Source organism: Flagellimonas meishanensis (assembly GCF_019880545.1).
Lineage (GTDB): Bacteria > Bacteroidota > Bacteroidia > Flavobacteriales > Flavobacteriaceae > Flagellimonas > Flagellimonas meishanensis.
The window spans coordinates 699,810-718,099 of record NZ_JAINVW010000001.1; the positions used below are offsets into that span (position 1 = coordinate 699,810).

Sequence of the window (18,290 nt, forward strand, 5' to 3'; positions counted from 1 at the left end):
TTCTAATGTTAAAGAAAATCATTTGGCACTACAACAGGCTTAAACTTATGGGATTGAAGGAAATTCTAATCCATAGAATACCCCAGCTTGCACAAAAATTGATTTTCGGGCGCCTACAGAGCACAAGGTCCCCAAACCTGCTAAGCGTAAACAAACATTTTTTTGCGCCAAAATATGAAATTGGCCAAATAGAAGAACTATTCAAGGAAGCCCCATTTACTGCTACTTACGATTTTTTTGATGTAAGTATCAATGTCCTTGAAGTGGATAGTTGGAGGGCGGACTTGAAGCATGGGGTATGCTCGCCAATAAAGTACTACGGGAAAATTAAGCGACAGGATTTCAACACTTTTGGAGATATAAAGATTGTATCCGAACCTTCCCGATTCCACTTTCTTCCTTTTCTGGCATTTAAACATATAAGTGATCCGAAAGCACGTTACGATCAAGTATTGGAACAGATACTCTTTGATTGGATAGACCAAAACCCATATTTGAAATCCATACAATGGACCTCGGGCATTGAGGTTGGAATTCGAAGCGTAAACTTAGTATATGCCCTCATGATCCTTGCAGGATTCAATGCCCTTAGACCTACAACCGAGAGTGCCATTCTAACCCAATTGACGTTTAATTATGAGTTTTTAAAAAATCACTTGTCGCTCTTTTCTTCAGCCAACAATCATCTCATGGCTGAATTAATGGGACTCGTAGTAATCTCCTGTTACTGTAATGTCAAAATTTCAGAAAGGAACAAGTGGATCAAGATGCTTTATGGCCAAATTCATGCACAGATTAATGATGATGGGGTGCACATGGAACTATGTACCAGATATCATGCGGAAGTTTCGGATCAAGTATTGATTGCATTTCTCTTCACAAAAGCCTCTGGGAACGAAGTCCCATCCCATATTGAAAAAAAGCTCAAAAGCATGTACCGATTTTTGGAACATGTGGATTACCATGACTACAGTACAGTTTTTGGCGATAACGACGAAGGGTTTGTCATTAACCCCTATTTCCAACCAAATTTTTCGTTATATAGGTCGCAGTTGATGTCATGCAATTACCTATTTGGCACTAGTTACAGAAATGACGGAGTCATGGATTTCAGGAACTATTTGCTATTTGGGAACAAATTTAGGGCGGTGATGTCAGATAAATTGCCGGGAGATTCGTTTTTTAAAACATCGGGGTATTGCTTCATGTATCACCATAATTATGGAATAAAAATTGCTTTTGATGCTGGCAGGATAGGGGATTCCATTTCAGCTGCGCACGGTCATTCGGATTTGTTGCATTTTACCTTACAGCAATATACAGCTCCAATGATTGTTGATGCTGGAACCTACCAATACCATTCCAACCAAATTTTTTGGAGGAACTATTTTCGTGGCATTCATGCCCATAATACAATTAGTGTGAATGGAGCCAACCACGCCAAGATTAATAATAGGATGAGCTGGATTTCCCAACCTCGACCACCAAAATCTTCAACCAAATTTTTCCGGGATTACTCCATTTGTCAGGCTGAGCATGATGCATTTGAGGAATTGGGGATTGTACACAATCGGCGAATTGAGCTGGATAGGTCGCATCGCACAATCAAAATTATTGATATAATAAAAAAAAATTCGGAAACAGAGCAGAAAGGGGGCTTCCGTTTACATTTTCATCCTCGGGCAACGGTGCAAAATTCTGGAAATATACTTAAAGTTTGGATGGATAGTCAGGAGTTAACAATTGAAAACGATAGCTTTACCCAAGGAGAATTGGTTATTGGAGATAAAAAAGAACCACTTGGCTGGTTTTCTCCAAAATTCAATCTTATCGAACGATCCTGCTGCTTCCGTATGGATTTTATCATAGAGCATCAAATGCAATTGACAACATGTATTAAGTATCACTGAGTATTCACCTAAACGAACTATTTGGTTTGATGAGCGTAAGCTCTGGACTTACCGATATATAAACCTCTATTAATGAAAGAACAAGTTTCCATCAACTGCATATATCTTTTGGGCGCAGGTCGAAGCGGTACTACGCTTTTAGCCACTGTTATGAACAGCCATAAGGATATTTTGACTTTGGGGGAAATGAACCAATTTTATGAATACGTGGCGGAAAACAAGCCGGTCTCTAGCGGAGCGTTGATACTCGACTGTGAATACTGGGGCGAGGTTGTGCAACGTCTGGATATGGATGTGGAATTGGCCGCAAAATTGAATCAGATTTCCAAAGAGCAGGAGCATCATTCCAAAACTATCAAGTGGTTGTTGACCAAATCTAGCAGTAAGATATATTTCGAATATCAGAACAGTGTATTTCAGTCCATTCGGGTTTCGAGCCCAGGAAAGTGGTTCTTGGATTCCTCAAAATATATTAGCCGTTATTTGCTTCTTGGACAAAATCGACAGATTAGGACAAAAGGAATCTATGTGGTAAGGGATGTGAGAGGTGTAATCCACTCGTTTTCGAAAAAGGTCCAGACCTCGCGTTCACCCTTGTCAGCGATACTGTACTATACCGCAATAAACTTTTTGGGGCAAATGGTTTGTTGGGTGGACCGTAAGGTGATTAAAATCAAATATGAAGATTTTATGGACAATCCAGAAATGACGCTTGCAAAGATATATAACCATATTTTTGATAATGGAACAAGCCATGTTTCTTTACCAGCATCCTATGAGATGCCAATTATTATTGGGGGGAATAGAATGAAGGCAAACAAGAGCGTTGCTATTTCCAAGGATATTCAGTGGAAAAAGAAAATGACCCGTACACAGCAGATTTGCTACTATCTCTTTGCTTTTCCGCTTATGATTCTTAATGGATATAAAATGTAGGTGCATTGGATATTTTTATTACATTGGACTATGAACTTTTTTTTGGCAGTCTAAGCGGTACTCTGGACAATTGTATAATTAAGCCCACTGAGGCACTTATAAAAGTAGCGGATAGACATGGAATTAAGTTTACTTGCTTTGTTGATGTGGGCTACCTGGCACAATTGGAAGGTCAGAAAGGAAAACATGCTCAACTGGAAAGGGATTATGAAAAAATCTGCACGCAAATACGCTTTCTGGCGGACAAAGGACATGGAATAGAACTGCACGTGCACCCTCACTGGGAAGACTCATACTTTAACGGCGCAAAATGGATTTTTGACACCAAAAGGTATAAACTTAAAGACTTTGCTGATAACGAGGTGATGGAAATTGTGACGAGATATACCCAAATTCTACAAAGAATTTCTGGGAAGCCTCCAGTGGCTTATAGGGCAGGAGGGTGGTCCGCTCAGCCATTTGAACCTATTAAAAAAGCTTTGGAGGCCAACAAAGTATTTATAGATAGCACGGTTTATCCTCAGGGATTTTACGATTCTCAGAACCAGGCTTTTGATTTTAGAAAAGTTCGACCTTTTCAAGACGCCTACATTTTTTCCGATGACTTAACCGAACCGGATGAGAATGGACATTTTTTGGAATTACCCATCAGCTCCATTCGTGTAAGCCCATTTTTCTTTTGGAAGTTCTCCTTACAGAAATTGGGCAGGGCAAAACAGGACAAACCCTTTGGTGATGGACTTGCCTTGTCCTCATCAAAAAAAGAAATTTTACGTTTGTTGACCACATGGTCCTATTCTGTCGTTTCCGTGGATGGTTATAAGGCTTCTTTGATAGAAAGCGCATTTAAGAAATACGCAAAATCCTCTAAAGATAATAGGAACTTTGTGTTGATTGGACATCCTAAGGCTTTTTCAGCGTACTCTTTAAATAAACTTGAACGGTTTATCGAAAAAACGGTGGAGCAAAATCGGTATTCTACGTACTCAGATTTAGATTTTCTAATACTCCATGGAAAATAATAATTAGTGGTAATTTTGTTCCCTATCAAATGATCTGATACAACTATGCAAATTGAAAGTTGTCCTATCAATGGGAAACGGGTATTTGCGTTTACATCTAAAAAACAGTTTTTAGAATATATAAACGATCAAAAGAAAATTCTTGTGGCGCTTAATGCCGAGAAGCTGAACAAGAAGTCCAAGGTACTGGACAAAATCATCAATAGCAACATTGGATATCCAGACGGAATGGGTGCCGTTTGGGCGTTGAAAAGAAAAGGATTGGATTCTGTTAAGATTGCCGGGGCTGAGTTTTGGTTGGACATTATCAAAAAAAACCATAAAAACAAATCCATTTATTTGATGGGTTCAACTCAACATGTTATAGAACAGACTGTCGCCAAGCTAAAATCAGATTATCCAGCATTGAAAGTCACTGGCTATAGAGATGGTTTTCTAAAGGAGGGAGATAAAGAAAAATTAGTGGAAGACTTGAAACAACAAAAACCTGATGTAGTTTATGTCGCTATGGGTAGTCCTAGGCAGGAATTGCTAATGAATGAATTGATGTCTCATTATCCTGCACTGTATATGGGCCTGGGAGGCAGCTTTGACGTGTACATGGGTCTGAAAAAACGTGCGCCGGTCTTCTTCCAAAAACTCGGTCTGGAATGGTTTTATCGACTGTTAAAAGAACCTACCAGGATTTCAAGGCAAACATCATTAGCCAAGTTCCTGATTAAGGTTATATTTGATAAAATATAATTTACTTGAGTATTGTATTTCCTAGAAACCGCCATATTGGTCTTTATTGGGTCTTTTTTGTTGACTTACCTTACCATACCCAAAATTATCTGGGTGGTCGAGAAAAAACGGCTCATGGATGATCCTAATCATAGGAGTTCGCACCTTGCGAGGACACCTACCATGGGCGGCGTTGCATTTTTCTATACTATTATGTTGGCTTTATTTTTTATAAACGAAAAAGGTCTTTTCGAAGAAGCCACTTACTTGATGCCTGGCTTGGTTATTCTTTTTTTTGTTGGGATCAAGGATGATTTGGTAATACTTACTCCTGGAGCAAAACTAATGGCACAAGTTCTTGCCATAAGTTTTGTGTTAGCAAATGAAAGTTTTACCATTGAATCCTTGAATGGTTTCCTTAACATTTACGAAATCCCGTATTTTCTTTATTTGGGAATTGCCGGGTTTGTTATGCTCACCATCATAAACTCTTACAATCTAATAGACGGCATAGACGGTCTGGCCTCAATAGTTGGTATTGTGATTATGATTATCTATACCACTATTTTCTATTTGTCGCAAGAATATTTTTTTGCATTGACGGCTATAATTATGAATGCATGTTTGATGGCCTTCTTTGGATTCAATGTGTCTTCGGATAAGAAGATCTTTATGGGGGACACAGGATCTCTTATTGTTGGTTTTATAATCAGTGTTTTGACCCTGAAGTTCTTGGCACTAAAGCCAGAGTCTTATGAAGGATTGCCATTTCTTTTGGAAAATGCTCCCTTAATAGCCATTAGTATTTTGATTGTTCCGCTTTTTGATACAGCTCGGGTATTCACCATTAGAATTGCCAACAAAAGAGGGCCATTTTCTCCGGACAGAAACCACATTCACCATGTGCTAATAGATTTTTGGGGATTGTCTCATAAACAAGCAAGCTTCATTATAGGTTGTTTTAATTTGATCTTTGTGGTGCTTTTTATAATCTTGGGGAGTAAGGCCAAAAATTTGGGAATGGTAATAATGCTTGTCAGTGTCGTTATTTTTCTTGGATATATCTTCTTTAAATACAATTATAATTTTACCACATTGAAGCAAAAAATCCTCCTTAAACGGAAGATAGAGGCGTTGAAGGGAAAACAAGGAGCTGCTTCAAAAAAGAAAAAAAATTGAAAAAAACCCTAATAACAGGCGCTGCCGGATTTCTTGGCTCACACCTTTGTGACCGGTTCATTGCGGAAGGACACCACGTGACAGGGATGGATAATCTCATTACCGGCGACCTGAAGAATATTCAACATCTTTTCCATTTAGAAAGGTTTGAGTTTTACCATCACGACGTAACCAAGTTCGTCCATGTACCTGGCAAAATGGATTATATCCTACATTTTGCATCTCCAGCGAGTCCCATCGATTATCTGAAGATTCCCATTGAGACCCTAAAGGTTGGGTCCATGGGCACATTAAACCTTTTGGGATTGGCCAAGGACCACAAGGCCCGTATTTTGGTAGCCTCGACCTCGGAGGTTTATGGCGATCCTTTGGTGCATCCGCAAAGTGAGGACTATTTTGGCAATGTAAGTCCTATTGGGCCCAGAGGGGTATATGACGAGGCGAAACGCTTTATGGAGTCCATTACCATGGCCTACCACAGGCATCACGGTTTGGATACACGTATCGTTCGTATTTTCAACACCTATGGCTCCAGAATGCGATTGAACGACGGTCGGGTAGTCCCCGCCTTTATGGGGCAAGCGCTCCGGGGAGAGGACCTCACTGTCTTTGGGGACGGTTCACAAACACGCTCTTTTACCTATATCGATGATCAGATTGAGGGCATTTATCGTCTGTTGATGAGCGACTATGTGGAACCCGTGAACATTGGCAATCCGGATGAGACCACCATTCTTGAATTTGCACAAGAGATAATCAATTTGACGGGGACGGATCAGAAAATTGTTTTCAAGCCGCTGCCAAAGGATGATCCTGCTCAACGTCAGCCCGATATTTCAAGGGCCAAGGAAATCTTGGATTGGGAGCCCAAAGTGCACCGATCAGTGGGGTTAAAGAAGGCCTATGAATACTTCAAGGGACTTTCCCAAGAGGAATTGTGGCAAACACACCGAGATTTCTCCTGAAACGACTGGGCAAATCTTAATCTAGCCGTATTTTTGACAAAACCTTCATTTATGAACATCTTGGTCTTGGGTTCTGGTGGCCGCGAACATGCCATTGCCCTTAAAATTTCCGAAAGCCCAAAAACCTCCAAACTTTTTGTTGCCCCTGGTAATGCCGGAACAGCCAATATCGCCACCAATGTAGAGGTTGGGGTCAATGATTTTAAGGCCATAAAAGCACTTGTTCTCAAAGAAGACATCACTCTGGTTGTCGTTGGGCCCGAGGATTCACTGGTGAACGGAATCCACGACTTTTTTCTCGAGGATGATGAACTGCAGAAAATTTCCGTGATCGGACCGCGGAAAGCCGCTGCCGCACTCGAGGGAAGCAAAGAATTCGCCAAGGAATTTATGATGAGGCATCAAATCCCGACTGCGGCCTATCAGAGTTTTACCGCAGATTCCTTGACGAAGGGATATTCCTTTCTGGAAACCCTTAATCCACCCTATGTCCTCAAGGCAGACGGTTTGGCAGCGGGTAAGGGAGTCTTGATCATAAATGATTTGGAAGAGGCCAAAAAAGAGCTGAAATCCATGTTGGTCGATTCCAAATTTGGGAATGCCAGTGCCACCGTGGTCATAGAAGAGTTTTTGGATGGCATTGAGCTCAGCTGTTTTGTATTGACCGATGGCAATGATTACAAAATATTGCCCACCGCAAAGGACTACAAGAGAATCGGGGAAGGGGATACGGGTCTGAATACCGGTGGCATGGGCGCCATTTCCCCCGTTCCATTTGCCGATAAGGATTTTCTGGACAGAGTGGAGAAAGAAATCGTTAAGCCAACCGTAGAGGGGCTTAAAAAGGATAATTTGCCCTATGTGGGATTTATATTCATTGGATTGATCAAAGTGAATGGAAAGCCCAAGGTAATCGAATACAATGTTAGGATGGGCGATCCGGAAACAGAGGTCGTGATTCCGCGGCTAAAAACTGATTTGGTCCAAGTACTTTTGGCAATGGCCAATGGAACTTTAGGGGATATAACGCTTGAAATCGATGAGCGCGCCGCTACAACGGTAATGGCCGTTTCAGGAGGTTATCCAGGAGCCTACGGGAAGGGCAAGGTAATCACTGGGGTGGAGAACGTCAGTGAATCCTTAGTGTTCCATGCAGGCACCAAACTGGTGGACGGGAAAGTGGTCACCAATGGCGGCCGTGTTATGGCCATCACTTCTTTTGGCAGGGATTTTAGGGAAGCCCTTGAAACATCCTACAAAAACATACAAAAGATACATTTCGAGGGGATGTACTACAGAAAAGACCTCGGATTTGACCTATAGGTACGAGTGTGAGCTAATGCTCTTGTCCTCTTCCCCATTGTCGTTGAAAATTTTCAGTTGGTTCATCCAATAGACCATGGCCACGAACCCGATGACAAAGAATATCCAATTGATGCTGTTGGAACCCCACCAATTTTCCATGAAACGGAAGAAATCATAAGGGGCAAAAAGGTAGTTTACAAATAAGTCTTCTATACCGTAAAAAAACTTGCTCATCTTGGCTATATTTACTTTACAAAAGTAGCAAAAGATAGGATGTTTTCAAGCTTTTTCGCAAAAACTAAACCCATAAATTATTTTGTCCTATCCGGCTTTTTGTTGGGGCTCTATGCGTTATGCCTATTTTTTTCACTGAAGGGGGATTGGTCCCAAATGTTCCTGCCCCTCGAAATTATGGGGTTTGTAGCCCTATTGCTGTCCATTTTTGTGATAAATGAAATGGTGCGGACCGAAAAGGTCACCAATTTCAACTCCTTTGCCATGCTCTTTTTTGTGTTGCTGCTCCCCGCCTTTTCGGACACGCTTTCAGACAAGAACGCCATTTTTTCAAACTTTTTCCTGATGTTGGCGGTTTGGCGTTTATTGGGCATACGTTCCTTGCGAAATGTAAAGCACAAAATTTTTGACGCCACTTTTTTGATCGGGGTTGCCAGTCTTTTTTTTGATTGGGCCCTCATTTATCTGATTTTGGTCTTTTTGGTCATTAACCTCTATGATGGAAAAACGTTCAAGAACTGGCTGGTGCCACCAGTGGCCTTGGCCACCCTCTTTATTCTTACCCTCACATTGTTCATAGTATATGACAACCTTTCTTTTTTTGGTAACCAGTACCAATTTTCGCTTGATTTTTTGTTCAATGAGCCCTTGGCATGGTTATTTAGGCCAAAAGCTATGGTATATCTGCTATTGATGTTATTGGCAATCCTTTTTGTTTTTATGAGAACAAGAAAAAAGGGAGGTGGAAAGTTGGTTTCACTGCGTGTTGTGTTCATGGCCTTTATTCTGGGATTGCTCCTTGATGTGCTGAACAGTGACCAAACCTCCACCATTTTGTTCACTTTTTTCCCAGCATCCATTTTTTTGGCCAATTTCTTGGAAAGCGTCAAAAGGGAAAAAATACGTGAGGCGGTATTGGCCCTCTGCATCTTCATCCCTGTATTGCTTTTGGTCATTGAGTTGAACCGTTAACCGATAAAGCAATATCTTTGCCTCAAATTTGTTCACCATGTTCAGTGCCTTCGCCTTTAAGATTTTTGAAGAAAGCATCAATACGTATCACATTAAGGACGATGTGTACCAAGATTTTGTAAATCCGTATCCAAAGGATAAAGTGGAGCATCTTTTATATCGTAAAAATTGGATCGACACGGTGCAATGGCATTATGAGGACATCATCCGAGACCCCAACATCGACCCTGTTGCCGCGTTGGAGCTGAAGCGAAAGATTGATGCCAGCAATCAGGACCGTACCGATTTGGTGGAATATATCGACAGCTACTTTCTGGACAGGTATAGCGCTGTGCACGTAAAGGAAAACGCTACCATAAACACAGAAAGTCCTGCATGGGCCATTGACCGACTCTCCATTTTGGCATTGAAGATCTACCATATGCGCGAAGAAGCGGACCGGACTGATGCCTCACCAGAGCATATTGCAAAATGTAGGGAAAAACTTGCCGTACTTTTGGAACAGAAGAAGGACCTTTCCTCGGCCATTGATCAACTGCTAGCGGATATTGAAGCCGGGAAGAAGTACATGAAGGTCTATAAACAAATGAAGATGTACAACGACGACGAACTAAACCCGGTGCTCCGTGGGCAAAAGGGGTAAATCGACCCATATATTGGTCATTCGGCTTTCTGCCTTGGGCGATGTTGCCATGACAGTGCCCATTGTTCGTTGTCTCACCGAAAACTATCCAGAACTGCACTTGACCATTCTTACCAAGAAACATTTTGCCCCAATCTTCTCAGGATTGGAACGCGTAACGGTTCACCATGTTGATGTGAAAAGCGCCCACAAGGGATTTGTGGGACTTTGGCGTTTGTACAAGACGTTGAAAGCGTTGCATTTGGATGCTGTGGCCGATTTGCACAACGTATTGCGAAGCAATGTTTTGAAGCGCTACTTTACCTTGGAGCGAATCCCTTTTGCCCAAATTGATAAGGGACGCAGGGAAAAGAAGGCCTTGACCAGGAAAAAAGACAAGGTTTTTGAACAATTGAAGACCACGCATCAGCGCTATGCAGACGTATTTGCGGAATTGGGATTTCCCATTGATTTATCAAAGGCAAAATTTTTGGAACGAAAGCGGCTGTCTGAAAAAGTGGTGCAAGTGGTTGGAAAGGACACCAAAAAATGGATTGGGATAGCCCCATTTGCTGCGCATGAGGGCAAAATGTACCCCTTGGACTTGATGAAAGGAATCCTGAAAGCCTGTAATGGTACCGAAAAGTATAAAATTCTACTGTTTGGGGGAGGTGAAAAAGAAACCCAAATACTAGATGAGCTTTCCATAGGGTTCGAACACGCAACAAATGTCGCTGGGAGTCTGTCACTGTCGGAAGAGTTGGAGTTGATTTCCAATTTGGATGTGATGCTCTCCATGGATAGTGGCAATGCGCACATGGCAGCCAATTATGGCATTCCGGTAATCACTTTATGGGGAGTTACCCACCCCTATGCAGGGTTTTATCCATTTGGCCAGCCCTTGGAGCATGCCTTATTGGCCGATAGGGTCCAATATCCATTGATCCCCACGTCAATTTACGGCAACAAGGTTCCCAAAGGGTATGAAAAAGCCATGGGCACCATAAAACCCGAAAGGGTGATTGAAAAACTTTTCTCCTTGCTTGAGGGCTAGGCAAGCGATTCCTGCTCGGCTAACACCTTGTAGTACTGTTTGAGCTGTTGGAATTGAAGATCTTCACTATCCAAATTACTGGAATGTTTCTATCAATTAATGCGGGGGATTTGTCAATTGATAACGGCTATTGACCAATCCCCATTAATTTTTTGCAATAAAACTTGCCAACTTCAACCCACAGATACTCAAAGATAGAATCATATTGGCTCGGCTGCTGATAAAGCAAAATAATAAAGAACCATTGCACTATGGATTTTGATTTAATACTTAAACAACTTTCTTTCTTAAGAAAAAATGACACCGCCTTGATTGCATTTGGCTCAAGTGTGCACAAATACGAACTTAACCCAACACTAGAAGAGTCTGATATTCTCGCGTTTGAAAAAAAAGAGGGTGTAAAACTTCCAAAAGGTTATCGCGATTACCTAAAGAATATAGGAAATGGGGGAGCAGGCCCGTCTTATGGGTTGTATTCTTTGGAAGAAGCACGTAATGGAGCTGGATGGCATCATCCAATAAAGAGTTTAAACGATAAAACCGATGATGAAACGGAACATCCCGGAGAACTTTTGATTTCTCATAATGGCTGTGGCCTATTCACTTGGCTAAAAATTACTGGTTCCAATGGAGAAATTTGGTTTGATGGCAGGACAAATTGCCAAGAGCCTTATTGTATTGGGGATGATTTTTTAGTTTGGTATAAAAACTGGATCGATGGAATTTTTATGGAAAACTGGTTTATCACCAACTTAGGGAATGAAGCTTTGGAATTGGGCCAAAGAGGGTTGTTTAAGGAATCATTGGATTTGTTCAAAGTAGGGGTAAATATTGCATGTGAAGAGTATTTTGATGTACCTGATGAAGTAAGAAGCGCATATTTAGGCATATTTTGCAACGTATTGTATTTTCTTCAAAATGATAACACGGGATTACCAGTAGACAAGGAATTAAACAACTATTTTTTGGATAAATGTTTAATACATGCAAAAGACAATCCGGCAATTTACTTTAATGCTGCTTGTGTTTATAATGAAATGAAAGATTTTGATAATGTACTTATGTGTATTGAGTCTGCAAAAAAACATTATCCTGACTATGAAATGATGGCAGAGGCGATTAGGACCGAGGAATTGTTTTCTGAGTTTCGAGAAAAATACAGCTTCTATTAGTTTTTTATAAAAAGAGCCAAATCACACGACCATGCAATGTACTTTCCTCACCTGCGGTGCAGCCATTGCCATATTGGGAGATGATATCATGCGCAAAAGGCAAATTTTAAAGAATTCAAGGAAATTATTATACTACCCATCCGCTAGGATTATAATGAAATTGGTATAGAAAATAAAATCTCGAGTTCCCCTACTTCGGTTTATGGCAACAAGGCTCCCAAAGGGTATGAAAAAGCTATGGGCACCATAAAACCTGAAGAGGTGGTTGAAGAACTTTTCTCCTTGCTTGAGGGCTAGGCAAGCGATTCCTGCTCTGACAACACCTTGCAGTACTGTTTGAGCTGTTGGATGTACTGGTATTTGAGCTGTCCTTCGTTGCTATTGTCCATTAATAGGGAGCGCATGCCCAGATAGGAGGATATTATATAGGTGGCAACGCCCTCACAATCCACGTGACGGGCAATATGGCCATCCAATTTCCCCTTTTTCAGTACGGAGATGAGGTTTACTTCCCAAACATTCAGGATATCCTTTAAATACCGATGGATTTCTTTGTTCCGTTTATTGAACTCGGTCAAAAAATCATTCAGCATAAAGCCATAGGCCATTTCGTTGCCCTTGCTCGGTTCCAGGGCCCTTTCCAGGCTATCCACAATCACGTGCAAGGGATTGTCCTGGGTGTGCAGCGGCTCCACCAACAGGGCATATACTTTTTGGACCACGAGGTTCTGCACAATATTGATGAAAAAATCCTCCTTGGATTTGAAGTGGTGGTAAAAGGCCCCTTTGGAAAGGGACAATTCGTTTAAAATATCATCCAGGCTGGTATTGTAAAAACCTTTGTTATGGAAAAGTTCCAGTCCTTTTAAGCACAGCATGTGCATGGTTTCCCGTTTTTTCAAGGTTGTTTTCATAGGATTTGGGTTTAGGTTGAATTGGACCGTCAAGTCTGTTACAAAGATTTTACGGATTGGCCTTGCTTTGAAGAATTTGGGACGTAGCTGTAGGAAAAATCGTTTAAGTGCCCAAAAATTAAAGATTTTCACGATTTAAAAAATCAAAACCGACCAAGAGGTCGGTTTAATGGGATGTTTTACGGGGTGAATGAATGTCAATGGAAATGGGGCATTGGTCCATTTCATCTGGACTTAATCTTTTAAAATTCCTAACTTCACCTACCGCCGGATAATAAAGCATTGAATCGAGTCTATATCCTTAAAGGTTGGCGGTAATTAGATGAATGAAAATACTTAGCTTAATATTTCTCCTTTCTTTAATGGCCTGTTCTTCTGAAAAAGCGGAAGAATATGACTTAATAATTACAAATGTCAATTTGATTGATGGAACCGGCTCTGAAATTAGGAAAGGCGTAAATGTTTATATAAAAGAGAATACTATTGAATCTATCAATTCGGATAGGGTTGAGCAAAAGCGAAACACAATTGATGGCTCCAATAAATACCTAATACCAGGTTTGTTCGACTCTCATGTACATATTTCAAATTATCAAGATGAGTTTCCGAAGTTGATTCATTTTGGGGTAACTTCAATTTTTGTCCCTGGAGGTAAAATTGCCACAAACGATTATTATTCTCAGATGAGGGATTTGTCAAGTCAAGATTCTATTCCTGCGCCAAGAATTTACTACACTAGTCAAATATTTACAGTAGAGGGCAAACATCCTTCCTATGCAAACTCTTCAGGGGTTTGGCGTAATGGGGAAAACATTTATTTTATCTCAGATACTGTTCAAATTGAACAGCTGGTAAAGGAAGTAAACTTAGAGCCTATCCAAGGAATTAAGCTGGTAATAGAGGATGGTGTGCAACCACCTTTTTCTGAAAGAATTGAACAGAACATAATTAATAAAATAAATGATGAAGCGCTAAAGAATGAAACGAGAGTTTTTGCCCACATCAGTGATAATGTTGAGCTAAAAATGGCCCTAGATGCGGGTATTTCTAATTTTGTCCACTTTACAGGAGTTGATATTGATTCTTTGCGTGACAAACGATTATTAGAACAAATACGCGAAATGAATGTTTCGTGGGTTACAACTTTGATGTTGGATAAAAGTATGATTTACCCAAACCATCCTGAATGGGTGTCTTCAGAACTATTAGAAATTTATGACCCAGAAAATTTTAAAAATTTGACCAATCTTTTGTTCAAAGCTCGCGCCGCAGAAAGTATTCAATATTATAAGGATAATTATTCATTTGAAAACCCTACACTTAAAGAAATAATCAAATTTCAGGTAGATGACATGAAAATGCTCATTGAAATTGGAGTGAATATGGTTTCCGGTACTGATTCTGGCAATCCTTTTATTTTACCCGGCTATAGTATTCATGAGGAAATGCAGTTACTTGAACTAGGTGGAATGGACAGAATGAAAATAATTGAAATGACCACTCGAAACGCAGCAAAAATGTTAAACATTTCAGACAAATTAGGAACAATTGAAGTTGGAAAATTAGCTGACTTTTTGTTGTTGAATAAAAACCCTTTGGAATCGATTTCGAACACACTATCAATACATTCAGTATACAAAAATGGGAAAAAACAAACTAGAATTACCAATTAGAACTACCGCCAAAAAGCTGTATAATTAATAGCGATTTAAGTGATAAAATGAAAGTTCAAACATAAAACAAAGATCCATTCACATCTGAAAAGCTGTGAGTGGAAATTCGCTACCACTTATACATAAGACCGATAAGTGAACCCCAAATCTTTATGGGAAATCAGGCCAAACTAACAGCACCCTCCACCGTCATAATGAAACGTGGATTCACTGATAAAGATATCCTCCTTGCCCAAAGCGCCCAAAGCACCTGCGGTCTTGTCACAAACAGCCAACGGCTGGTTTTTTAACAGCACGTGCCCTTTTTGGTCGTCAAAATAATCTTCCCCACCATAGTAAATGGCCGCTTTGCCGGTAAAAACACACGGACCATCATCCGGCATGGGATCCTTTATCGCAGCCACTTCTATGGATTCAATGTACACCAGCTCTTCTGTTGGGTAATGTTTGGGGTCCAAAATGCGATAGGGTTTCCGCGCACGGATCTCAATGGTGCCAAAGCCTACATCGGTCAGGGCCTTTACATAATCTTTAATGGGAAGACTTCCACTTAGGCAAAGCGCCCGGAGCCGATCATCGTTTTTGAGGGTATCGTTCATGCCCTGTTCACAAACAGGGTCGCTCATAACCAGTCTGCCATGCGGTTTTAGCACCCGGTACATTTCCTCAATGGCGCGTTTCAAATCGTCCTCCTTAAAAATGTTGAAAAGGCAGTTCTGGGCAGCCACATCAATGGAGTTGTCTTCCACTGGAAGATTTAGGGCATCTCCTTTTCTAAGTTCCACAAACTCGGATTTGAACCAATCATTTTCTTCCTCTGCAATCTGGAAATTTTTCCTGCTGGCCTCCAACATTTCATCAACCACATCCACTCCAATCACCCCTCCCTTTTGCCTGCTGAAATAGGAAAACTGAAGCAATTCCATACCGCCTCCAACTCCAACGTAGAGTATTTTTGGGGTATTGGTAAGATCTCTTGCATGTACGGTACTGCCGCAGCCATAATTCATTTCCTGCATGATCTTTGGGATTTTGAGGCCGGGCAATTCCCAAATGGGATTGGTGGTGCAACAAAGGCCCACATCGGGCGTAATGGCTGCCTCTTTATAAAGGTCATGGGTAGCGTTCAAATAACTCATTGCTTAAAAATTTTGTCAGGTCGAGCGCAGTGGAGACCTAATTAATAGTGTTGTTTTGATGTTTTCTCGACTGCGCTCGAGAAAACATCGTGTTTGTTGTTTTTAGGCTACGGAACCCTGGCAGCTGCTTCCCGCACCTGCTGTACATCCATAGCAATGTTGTGATATAACAATGTTTCTGTCATTGAGAATGTCCTCATTGTAATCTTTGATGTGTTTTACCTTGCTGGCCACTTTCAATCCAAGCATTTGGTTAAAGTCACAGTCGTACAGCCATCCATCCCAGCTTACCGATATGGTGTTGGTGCACATTACATTCGCTACGGCAGCGGGATTGTAGGCATCGACCAAGGCGTACATATAATCCTCATAATTGTCCGAAGCAATGAGATAATCCAAAAAACGGGATATGGGCAGATTGGTTATGGCAAAAAGATTATGGAAATCAATATTGAAGTCTTCCTTGAGCGCTTTTTTAAAGTCCTTTTCCAAAGCGCCCTGGTCACTGGGCAAAAATGCACCCGACGGATTGTATACAAGGTCCAACCTTAAGGGGCTGTCTGGCAGACCATAGCCCACGGCATTCAGTTCCTGTAACGCTTTTATTGATTTGTCAAAAACGCCATCGCCCCGTTGTTTGTCGGTTTTCCCCTTGGTATAGTGTGGCATGGACGAAACCACGTGCACATTGTGCTTTTTGAAGAATTCCGGAAGGTCATGATATTTTTTGTTCGCTCGGATTATGGTCAAATTGGAGCGGACAATGAAATCTTGGATGCCCGCCTTGGCCGCCTCCTCCACAAACCACCTAAAGTCAGGGTTCATTTCGGGCGCACCGCCTGTCAAATCCAAAGTGTGCGCTCCAGTATTGCGAATTACTTCAAGGCATTGCTTCATGGTTTCCCGGGTCATGATCTCTTTTCTGTCAGGTCCCGCGTCCACATGGCAGTGCTCGCACACCTGGTTGCACATGTAGCCCACATTTATCTGCAATATCTCCAACGGCTTGGGCCGCAACGGAAACTGTCCTATTTCTGAAATCTTGTCCTTGAAAAAGGGAAGCTCGCCATCGGCAAATAGACCGCCGTTGAGAATTTCGAGCTGCTTGTTGGTTTTTGCCAGCTCATTTTCCCTGGCCTTCAACGATTTCTTGGCCGCTTTCTTAAGTTGTGGCATTATACTTTCTCCCATGAAATATTAATTTCAATTATAGTTTTGATGACAGCTTACATGGACAATTTGTTGTACTTGTTCATCATTTGCACGCCATGGACCAAGGTGGCCCCGCTTTCGATTGCAGCGCCCACGTGAACCGCCTCCATCATTTCCTCTTTGGTGACCCCACGCTGTAAACCATCTTTTGTGTACGCATCAATGCAATAGGGACATTTGACCACGTGGGACACGGCTAGTGCGATCAAGGATTTTTCCCGGGCACTGAGCGCACCCTCCTCGAATACCTTTCCATAATAGTCAAAAAATTTGGTGCCTAGTTCCTCACTCCATTCGGTGATTTTGGAGAACTTTCTCAGGTCTGCCGGATTGTAATAGGTATCTGCCATGATAGTTTTTATAATGATTGGTATAATTAATTGGATTCTTACGTGTTCCCTAACCAAGCGTGGTGCAATCCTCTCTTTTTTAAAGCACCCTGCATTTGGATACTTCTATTGTAATCAAAAAGTGTTGAAATCACCGTTGAAAGATGAGCCTGTTGGGTCATCCAAAAGAAATCAAGCCGCGTGGTTGGAAATTTCAGTGAAAAAGAAGTATTGGAGAGCCCTTGTTATGATTGGGACCAACATTTATGCGTTCCAAGATGGGAACAGGGGCATGGAAAGCTTGTCTTGTACGTTTAACAAAGCTTTTCAGTAGCTTGATGAGGTTTCCAGCTATGCTGTTCACGTGGTGCGATAGCAGAACAATATCGGCTTCCCTGTCCAAATCCTGCAATATGGGAAGCCTAAAAATGGCATTCCCCAAGCCTATGAACATTTTCTCCGTTGCGGCACGAAGCCCATAACGCTGCCAAGGGAGCTTGGAAAAGGAAAAGGCATCAAAATGGGAACGGTTCATACCCATCAGATAAAATCCACCATCCAAAGCGGGCCCCAGAACCGTTTTCCCCTGCTGCAACTCATAAAAGGCCTTTTTTATGTGCCAAGTTTTTAACTGGGGACTATCGTTGCCAATGGTGATTATATTCTGGTAGCCTTTGGCATAAACGGATTGGACGGCATTGGCAAAACGCTGTCCAAACGTCCAGCCTTGTTGCTCATTCTCCGTAAAATGAAAATATGGGAGTCCGGTAGCCTTGACCACCTTTAATGTTTGGAGGGTCATGGCATCGAATAGGGCGGCCTTTGCGAGCATGTTTTTGGCAATGGCATCCCTGGATGCGGAATTCGCAAAAATGAGAACAGCGGTATCTTGGATAGATTCTTTCAACTATTCGATGTAGAATTAGTCT

The 18,290-nt window shown here is 41.5% G+C and carries 18 protein-coding genes; 12 read left to right on the plus strand and 6 right to left on the minus strand.

What is annotated here, in order from left to right; genetic code table 11:
• Window positions 1–5: 5 nt before the first annotated feature.
• From K7G75_RS03080 to purD, 7 genes are all read left to right on the plus strand, one after another.
• Window positions 6–1,910 carry a heparinase II/III family protein gene (locus tag K7G75_RS03080; RefSeq protein WP_222982683.1) on the plus strand — a complete coding sequence of 635 codons (1,905 nt, stop codon included), beginning with the start codon at window positions 6–8 and terminating at the stop codon, window positions 1,908–1,910.
• Between the two features lie 72 nt (window positions 1,911–1,982).
• Window positions 1,983–2,846, plus strand: coding sequence for a sulfotransferase (locus tag K7G75_RS03085; protein ID WP_222982685.1), 864 nt, complete (start codon window positions 1,983–1,985; stop codon window positions 2,844–2,846).
• A 5-nt stretch (window positions 2,847–2,851) separates the two neighbouring features.
• Window positions 2,852–3,868: a polysaccharide deacetylase family protein gene (locus K7G75_RS03090; RefSeq protein WP_222982687.1), complete on the plus strand. Its 1,017-nt coding sequence runs from the start codon at window positions 2,852–2,854 to the stop codon at window positions 3,866–3,868.
• A gap of 45 nt (window positions 3,869–3,913) precedes the next feature.
• Entirely contained in the window at window positions 3,914–4,612 is a 699-nt protein-coding gene (locus K7G75_RS03095; RefSeq protein ID WP_222982688.1) for a WecB/TagA/CpsF family glycosyltransferase, read from the plus strand.
• A 114-nt stretch (window positions 4,613–4,726) separates the two neighbouring features.
• Window positions 4,727–5,770 (plus strand): MraY family glycosyltransferase, encoded by a 1,044-nt coding sequence (locus K7G75_RS03100; RefSeq protein ID WP_262420230.1) that lies wholly within the window; start codon window positions 4,727–4,729, stop codon window positions 5,768–5,770.
• Window positions 5,767–6,735, plus strand: a complete 969-nt coding sequence (locus K7G75_RS03105; RefSeq protein ID WP_222982690.1) for a UDP-glucuronic acid decarboxylase family protein — start codon at window positions 5,767–5,769, stop codon at window positions 6,733–6,735. The genes K7G75_RS03100 and K7G75_RS03105 overlap by 4 nt, the downstream gene beginning before the upstream one ends.
• A 51-nt stretch (window positions 6,736–6,786) precedes the next feature.
• Complete coding sequence (gene purD / locus K7G75_RS03110; RefSeq protein ID WP_222982691.1) at window positions 6,787–8,058, plus strand: phosphoribosylamine--glycine ligase; 1,272 nt, start codon at window positions 6,787–6,789, stop codon at window positions 8,056–8,058.
• On the opposite strand, the gene K7G75_RS03115 is transcribed toward purD, so the two are convergent.
• Entirely contained in the window at window positions 8,053–8,274 is a 222-nt protein-coding gene (locus tag K7G75_RS03115; RefSeq protein ID WP_222982692.1) for a DUF6341 family protein, read from the minus strand. The two genes, purD and K7G75_RS03115, sit on opposite strands and share 6 nt — an antisense overlap.
• A 177-nt stretch (window positions 8,275–8,451) precedes the next feature.
• Here K7G75_RS03115 and K7G75_RS03120 point away from each other — a divergent pair, with 177 nt between their 5' ends.
• The 4 genes from K7G75_RS03120 (at window position 8,452) to K7G75_RS03135 (ending at window position 12,094) form a co-directional block, all read left to right on the plus strand.
• Entirely contained in the window at window positions 8,452–9,246 is a 795-nt protein-coding gene (locus K7G75_RS03120; RefSeq protein ID WP_417949948.1) for a hypothetical protein, read from the plus strand.
• A gap of 37 nt (window positions 9,247–9,283) precedes the next feature.
• A complete protein-coding gene (locus tag K7G75_RS03125) occupies window positions 9,284–9,889 on the plus strand; it encodes a DUF4254 domain-containing protein (protein ID WP_222982695.1) in 606 nt (201 codons plus the stop codon).
• Entirely contained in the window at window positions 9,873–10,922 is a 1,050-nt protein-coding gene (locus K7G75_RS03130; protein ID WP_313777803.1) for a glycosyltransferase family 9 protein, read from the plus strand. The genes K7G75_RS03125 and K7G75_RS03130 overlap by 17 nt, the downstream gene beginning before the upstream one ends.
• A 251-nt stretch (window positions 10,923–11,173) precedes the next feature.
• Window positions 11,174–12,094 (plus strand): SMI1/KNR4 family protein, encoded by a 921-nt coding sequence (locus K7G75_RS03135; protein ID WP_222982697.1) that lies wholly within the window; start codon window positions 11,174–11,176, stop codon window positions 12,092–12,094.
• 293 nt (window positions 12,095–12,387) lie between these two features.
• On the opposite strand, the gene K7G75_RS03140 is transcribed toward K7G75_RS03135, so the two are convergent.
• Window positions 12,388–13,008 carry a TetR/AcrR family transcriptional regulator gene (locus K7G75_RS03140; RefSeq protein ID WP_222982699.1) on the minus strand — a complete coding sequence of 207 codons (621 nt, stop codon included), beginning with the start codon at window positions 13,006–13,008 and terminating at the stop codon, window positions 12,388–12,390.
• Between the two features lie 326 nt (window positions 13,009–13,334).
• On the opposite strand from K7G75_RS03140, the gene K7G75_RS03145 reads away from it, so the two are divergent.
• The gene (locus tag K7G75_RS03145; protein ID WP_222982701.1) at window positions 13,335–14,681 is read left to right on the plus strand and encodes an amidohydrolase family protein; all 1,347 of its coding nucleotides are present in this window, start codon (window positions 13,335–13,337) and stop codon (window positions 14,679–14,681) included.
• Window positions 14,682–14,851: 170 nt separating this feature from the next.
• Here the strand turns inward: K7G75_RS03145 and arsM are convergent, their stop codons facing one another.
• The 4 genes from arsM to K7G75_RS03165 all read right to left on the minus strand — a co-directional run bounded on the left by arsM (window position 14,852) and on the right by K7G75_RS03165 (window position 18,268).
• Entirely contained in the window at window positions 14,852–15,820 is a 969-nt protein-coding gene (gene arsM, locus K7G75_RS03150) for an arsenosugar biosynthesis arsenite methyltransferase ArsM (protein ID WP_222982702.1), read from the minus strand.
• 102 nt (window positions 15,821–15,922) lie between these two features.
• Window positions 15,923–17,011, minus strand: a complete 1,089-nt coding sequence (arsS, locus tag K7G75_RS03155; RefSeq protein ID WP_222982703.1) for an arsenosugar biosynthesis radical SAM (seleno)protein ArsS — start codon at window positions 17,009–17,011, stop codon at window positions 15,923–15,925.
• Between the two features lie 35 nt (window positions 17,012–17,046).
• Complete coding sequence (locus K7G75_RS03160; protein ID WP_222982704.1) at window positions 17,047–17,382, minus strand: arsenosugar biosynthesis-associated peroxidase-like protein; 336 nt, start codon at window positions 17,380–17,382, stop codon at window positions 17,047–17,049.
• Window positions 17,383–17,575: 193 nt separating this feature from the next.
• Window positions 17,576–18,268, minus strand: coding sequence for a TIGR04282 family arsenosugar biosynthesis glycosyltransferase (locus tag K7G75_RS03165; protein WP_222982705.1), 693 nt, complete (start codon window positions 18,266–18,268; stop codon window positions 17,576–17,578).
• Between the last annotated feature and the right edge of the window lie 22 nt (window positions 18,269–18,290).

Excerpts from the sequence above, each read along its gene's own strand:
- arsM (WP_222982702.1), bottom strand. The coding sequence starts at position 15,820 with ATGAGTTATTTGAACGCTACCCATGACCTTTATAAAGAGGCAGCCATT.
- K7G75_RS03080 (WP_222982683.1), top strand. The coding sequence starts at position 6 with ATGTTAAAGAAAATCATTTGGCACTACAACAGGCTTAAACTTATGGGA.
- K7G75_RS03095 (WP_222982688.1), top strand. The coding sequence starts at position 3,914 with ATGCAAATTGAAAGTTGTCCTATCAATGGGAAACGGGTATTTGCGTTT.
- K7G75_RS03135 (WP_222982697.1), top strand. The coding sequence starts at position 11,174 with ATGGATTTTGATTTAATACTTAAACAACTTTCTTTCTTAAGAAAAAAT.
- K7G75_RS03085 (WP_222982685.1), top strand. The coding sequence starts at position 1,983 with ATGAAAGAACAAGTTTCCATCAACTGCATATATCTTTTGGGCGCAGGT.
- K7G75_RS03145 (WP_222982701.1), top strand. The coding sequence starts at position 13,335 with ATGAAAATACTTAGCTTAATATTTCTCCTTTCTTTAATGGCCTGTTCT.
- K7G75_RS03125 (WP_222982695.1), top strand. The coding sequence starts at position 9,284 with ATGTTCAGTGCCTTCGCCTTTAAGATTTTTGAAGAAAGCATCAATACG.
- arsS (WP_222982703.1), bottom strand. The coding sequence starts at position 17,011 with ATGGGAGAAAGTATAATGCCACAACTTAAGAAAGCGGCCAAGAAATCG.
- K7G75_RS03160 (WP_222982704.1), bottom strand. The coding sequence starts at position 17,382 with ATGGCAGATACCTATTACAATCCGGCAGACCTGAGAAAGTTCTCCAAA.
- K7G75_RS03140 (WP_222982699.1), bottom strand. The coding sequence starts at position 13,008 with ATGAAAACAACCTTGAAAAAACGGGAAACCATGCACATGCTGTGCTTA.
- purD (WP_222982691.1), top strand. The coding sequence starts at position 6,787 with ATGAACATCTTGGTCTTGGGTTCTGGTGGCCGCGAACATGCCATTGCC.
- K7G75_RS03120 (WP_417949948.1), top strand. The coding sequence starts at position 8,452 with ATGGGGTTTGTAGCCCTATTGCTGTCCATTTTTGTGATAAATGAAATG.
- K7G75_RS03100 (WP_262420230.1), top strand. The coding sequence starts at position 4,727 with ATGGATGATCCTAATCATAGGAGTTCGCACCTTGCGAGGACACCTACC.
- K7G75_RS03115 (WP_222982692.1), bottom strand. The coding sequence starts at position 8,274 with ATGAGCAAGTTTTTTTACGGTATAGAAGACTTATTTGTAAACTACCTT.